We start from the raw sequence: 4,031 nt of genomic DNA, 5'->3' as shown, positions 1-4,031 counted from the left end.
GACGACCACCCGGCCGGCGCCCCCGGAGAACCCTCCAGTGACCGGCTGGGCGTGGACTTACCCAGATGCCGAGCGTGCTCGTCGCCGACCACGAGCCCGAGGTGGCCGGGCTGGCCCGCCGCTACCTCGAGCGGGCCGGCATGCGCGTGCTGGTCACCGGCAGCCCAGCGGGAACGATCCAGGCGCTGGCCGGGTGCCCTGGCACGCCCGGGGCGCCCGGGGCGCCCGGGGCGCCTGAGGCGCCGGACCTGTTCGTGATCGACCTCACGATGCCGGGCCTGGAGGTCCGCTCGGTCCGCCAGGTGCTCACGCCCGCGATCCCCGTGGTCTTCCTGCTGCGCCGCGGCGAGTCCCGGCCGCACGGCCTGAACAGCCCGCCCACGGCCCGGCGGTGGCTGACCCGGCCGTTCAGCCCGCGCGCCCTGGTCACCGCGGTGGCGGAACTGACGCGCCCGGCGCCAGGCCGTGGCGCTGCAGGCGCGGCCGACGGCGGCGCGGACCACGGTCGCCACGAGATCCGCGTGAACGGCAGAGACGTCAGCCTGACGCGGACCGAGTACGCCCTGGTGACCGCGCTGGCGGGCCAGCCGGGCCGGGTGCTGAGCAGGCAGCGGCTGCTCGCCGCGCTGGAGGGCGAGCGGGGCAAGCGGCCGAGTCCCCGGGCTGTCGACGTGTACATCGCGCAACTGCGGGCAAAGCTCGGCGATGGCGCGATCCGCACCGTGCACGGCGTGGGTTATGTGCTCGATCCGGAGACGACCGCATAACGCCCTAGCAACGCGTAGGTATGGGACATGTATTGCGGAGGCAAACTCCAGGGGGGCTGCCGAATCAGCTTTCCGGTGGGGGCTAGCATCGGTGGCGCACCATTTCCGATCGAAGGAGACGACGCAAGCGCGTGAGTGTGCTCGACGAGATCCTCGAAGGCGTGCGTGCCGATCTCGCCGACCGGCAGCGGCGCGTCTCGCTTGAGCAGCTGAAAGACATGGCGCGCCGGGCGCCCTCCCCGATCGACGCGATGGCCCCGCTCAAGGCGGAGGGGGTCAGCGTCATCGCGGAAGTGAAGCGGGCGAGCCCGTCCCGCGGCGAGATGGCGGCGATTGTCGACCCGGCAGCGCTAGCGGGCGACTACGAGGCGGGCGGCGCGCGGGTGATCAGCGTGCTGACCGAGCAGCGCCGGTTCGGCGGGTCGCTCGACGACCTGGCCGCCGTCCGGCGGGCCGTGCGGATCCCGCTGCTGCGCAAGGACTTCGTGGTCAGTTCCTACCAGTTGTGGGAAGCGCGCGCCTACGGCGCCGACATGGTGCTGCTCATCGTCGCGGCGCTCGAGCAGAGCGCGCTGGTCTCGCTCGTGGAGCGGGCGCTGTCCATCGGGCTCCTTCCGCTGGTCGAGGTGCACGCGGACGAGGAGCTGGAGCGCGCGGTCGACGCGGGCGCGACGGTGATCGGCGTGAACGCGCGGAACCTGGCCACGCTGGAGGTGGACAGGTCGATCTTCGCCCGGCTGGCCGGCCGCATCCCCGAGGGGATCGTGAAGATCGCCGAATCCGGCGTCCGCGGGCCGCACGACCTGCTCGCCTATGCCGCGTCCGGCGCGGACGCGGTGCTCGTGGGCGAATCGCTGGTGACGGAGAAGGATCCCAGGTCCGCCGTCGCGGACCTCGTGACGGCCGGGTCGCACCCGGCCCTGCGCGGCGAACGCGAGTAGAACGCGGGTAGTCTGACCCCCGTGAACAGCAGCCCAGCCGCGGGTCAGCCACCCGCGGAACCTGAGATTTCCGTCGTCCCCGACGTGTCCGGGCACTTCGGCGTGTTCGGCGGGCGGTTCGCCCCCGAGCCGCTGATGGCGGCGCTCGAGCAGCTCACGAAGGAGTACGAGGCCGCCCGCACCGACCCGGGGTTCACCGCCGAACTGGCGGACCTGCTCAGGAACTACGCCGCGCGCCCGACCCTGGTCACCGAGGCCAAGCGGTTCGGCGGCGAGCACGCCGGCGGCGCCCGGGTGCTGCTCAAGCGCGAGGACCTCGCGCACACCGGCTCCCACAAGATCAACAACGTCCTCGGCCAGGTGCTGCTCACCAAGCGGATGGGCAAGACCAGGGTGATCGCGGAGACCGGCGCCGGCCAGCACGGCGTGGCGACCGCGACCGCCTGCGCGCTGCTCGGCCTGGAGTGCGCGGTCTACATGGGCGAGGAGGACACCCGCAGGCAGGCGCTGAACGTGTCGCGGATGCGCATGCTCGGCGCCGAGGTCATCCCGGTGACCGCGGGGACCAGGACGCTCAAGGACGCGATGAACGAGGCGTTCCGCGACTGGGTGACGACCGTGGACAGCACGCACTACTGCATCGGCTCGGTGGGCGGCCCGCACCCGTTCCCGATGATGGTGCGGGACTTCCAGCGGATCATCGGCGTGGAGGCCCGCCAGCAGGTCCTCGACCTGACGGGCAGGCTCCCCGACGTCGTGGTGGCGTGCGTGGGCGGCGGCTCCAACGCCATCGGCGTGTTCCACGCCTTCATCCCCGACACCGGGGTGCGGCTGGTCGGCTGTGAGGCCGGCGGCGACGGAGACGGCGCGCCAGGCCGCACCGCCGCCACGCTCAGCCTCGGCTCGCCTGGCGTGCTGCACGGCATGCGCACGTACCTGCTGCAGGACGACGAGGGCCAGACGCTGGACACGCACTCGATCTCGGCAGGCCTGGACTACCCGGGCGTCGGCCCGGAACACGCCTGGCTGAAGGACACCGCCCGGGCCGAGTACCGGAGCGTCAGCGACGACGACGCGATGCGCGGATTCGCCGCGCTGTGCAGGACCGAGGGGATCATCCCGGCCCTGGAGTCCTCGCATGCCCTGGCGGGCGCCATCGACCTGGGCCGCGAGCTCGGCCCCGGCGGGCTCATCCTGGTCAACCTGTCCGGGCGCGGCGACAAGGACGTCGCCACCGCGTCGGCCTACTTCGGCGTGTAGGGAGCGCGGCATGAGCACCGTCAGCACCGCCTTCGGCAAGGCCGCCGCGGAGGACCGCGCCGCGCTCGTCGGCTACCTGCCGGCCGGCTTCCCCGACAAGCAGACCGCCATCAGGGCCGCCCTGGCCATGGGCGAGGCGGGCGCGGACGTCATCGAGGTCGGGCTGCCCTACTCCGACCCGCTGATCGACGGCCCGGTGATCGCCGACGCCGTCCACCACGCCCTCAAGGGCGGCACCCGGCTCGCGGATGTCTTCGACACCGTGACGGCCATCGCCAACGCGGGCACCGCCGTGCTGCTCATGACCTACTGGAACCCGGTCGACAAGCACGGCGTGGACAGGTTCGCCCGCGACCTCGCCAACGCCGGCGGCGCCGGGCTCATCACCCCCGACCTGACCCCTGAGGAGGCCGGGCCCTGGCTGGAGGCCTCGGACGCCCACGGCCTCGACCGGGTCTTCCTTGTCGCGCCGAGCTCCACGGCGCAGCGCATCGAGCGGATCACCGCCGCGTGCCGGGGCTTCGTCTACGCCGCCAGCCTGATGGGCATCACCGGCACCAGGGCGGCGGTCAGCTCAGGCGCCGCCACGCTGGTGGAACGGACCCGCGAGCACACCGGCCTGCCGGTCGCGGTGGGCCTCGGCGTGTCCAACGCCGCCCAGGCGAAGGAGGTCGCCGGCTTCGCCGACGGCGTCATCGTCGGCTCCGCGTTCGTCCGCCGCCTCGCCGCGGCGCAGGACGCAGAGCAAGCCATCGCCGACGTCCGCACCCTCACGGCCGACCTGGCCCACGGCGTCCGCCGCACCCGCTAGCACGCCCGGCGAAATCCATGGCGTTTCCGTTACTCGCACAACCGAAACGCCACGGATTTCCGCGCCATGATCTTGTCTGGCACGAGGGCGCGCACCGGAAGAGCGGTAATGTCCGGGTATGCCCCTCGCGTCCATCCCGAGCCCGCCGCACGCCCGCGTGCACCTCGGGCCGGTGACGCTGCGGTGGCAGGCGCTGGCCATCGTCGCGGGCATCCTGCTCGCCATCTGGCTGGCAGACCGCAGGTACCGCGC

At 72.9% G+C, this 4,031-nt stretch carries 4 protein-coding genes; all 4 read left to right on the top strand.

What is annotated here, in order from left to right; all coding sequences use genetic code 11:
- The first annotated feature begins 65 nt into the window (after positions 1-65).
- Complete coding sequence (locus WA805_RS22420; RefSeq protein WP_425243316.1) at positions 66-767, top strand: response regulator transcription factor; 702 nt, start codon at positions 66-68, stop codon at positions 765-767.
- Between the two features lie 131 nt (positions 768-898).
- The gene (gene trpC / locus WA805_RS22415; RefSeq protein ID WP_422288850.1) at positions 899-1,708 is read left to right on the top strand and encodes an indole-3-glycerol phosphate synthase TrpC; all 810 of its coding nucleotides are present in this window, start codon (positions 899-901) and stop codon (positions 1,706-1,708) included.
- A gap of 66 nt (positions 1,709-1,774) precedes the next feature.
- Positions 1,775-2,968 (top strand): tryptophan synthase subunit beta, encoded by a 1,194-nt coding sequence (gene trpB / locus WA805_RS22410; protein WP_422273529.1) that lies wholly within the window; start codon positions 1,775-1,777, stop codon positions 2,966-2,968.
- 10 nt (positions 2,969-2,978) lie between these two features.
- Positions 2,979-3,779 carry a tryptophan synthase subunit alpha gene (gene trpA, locus WA805_RS22405; protein WP_422338616.1) on the top strand — a complete coding sequence of 267 codons (801 nt, stop codon included), beginning with the start codon at positions 2,979-2,981 and terminating at the stop codon, positions 3,777-3,779.
- Positions 3,780-4,031 lie beyond the last annotated feature (252 nt).

Origin of the sequence: Trebonia sp. (assembly GCF_049794275.1) — a bacterium.
Classification (GTDB): domain Bacteria; phylum Actinomycetota; class Actinomycetes; order Streptosporangiales; family Streptosporangiaceae; genus Trebonia.
The sequence above is the reverse complement of the archived record's forward strand: the minus strand, read 5'-3'. Positions and strand labels throughout refer to the sequence as shown.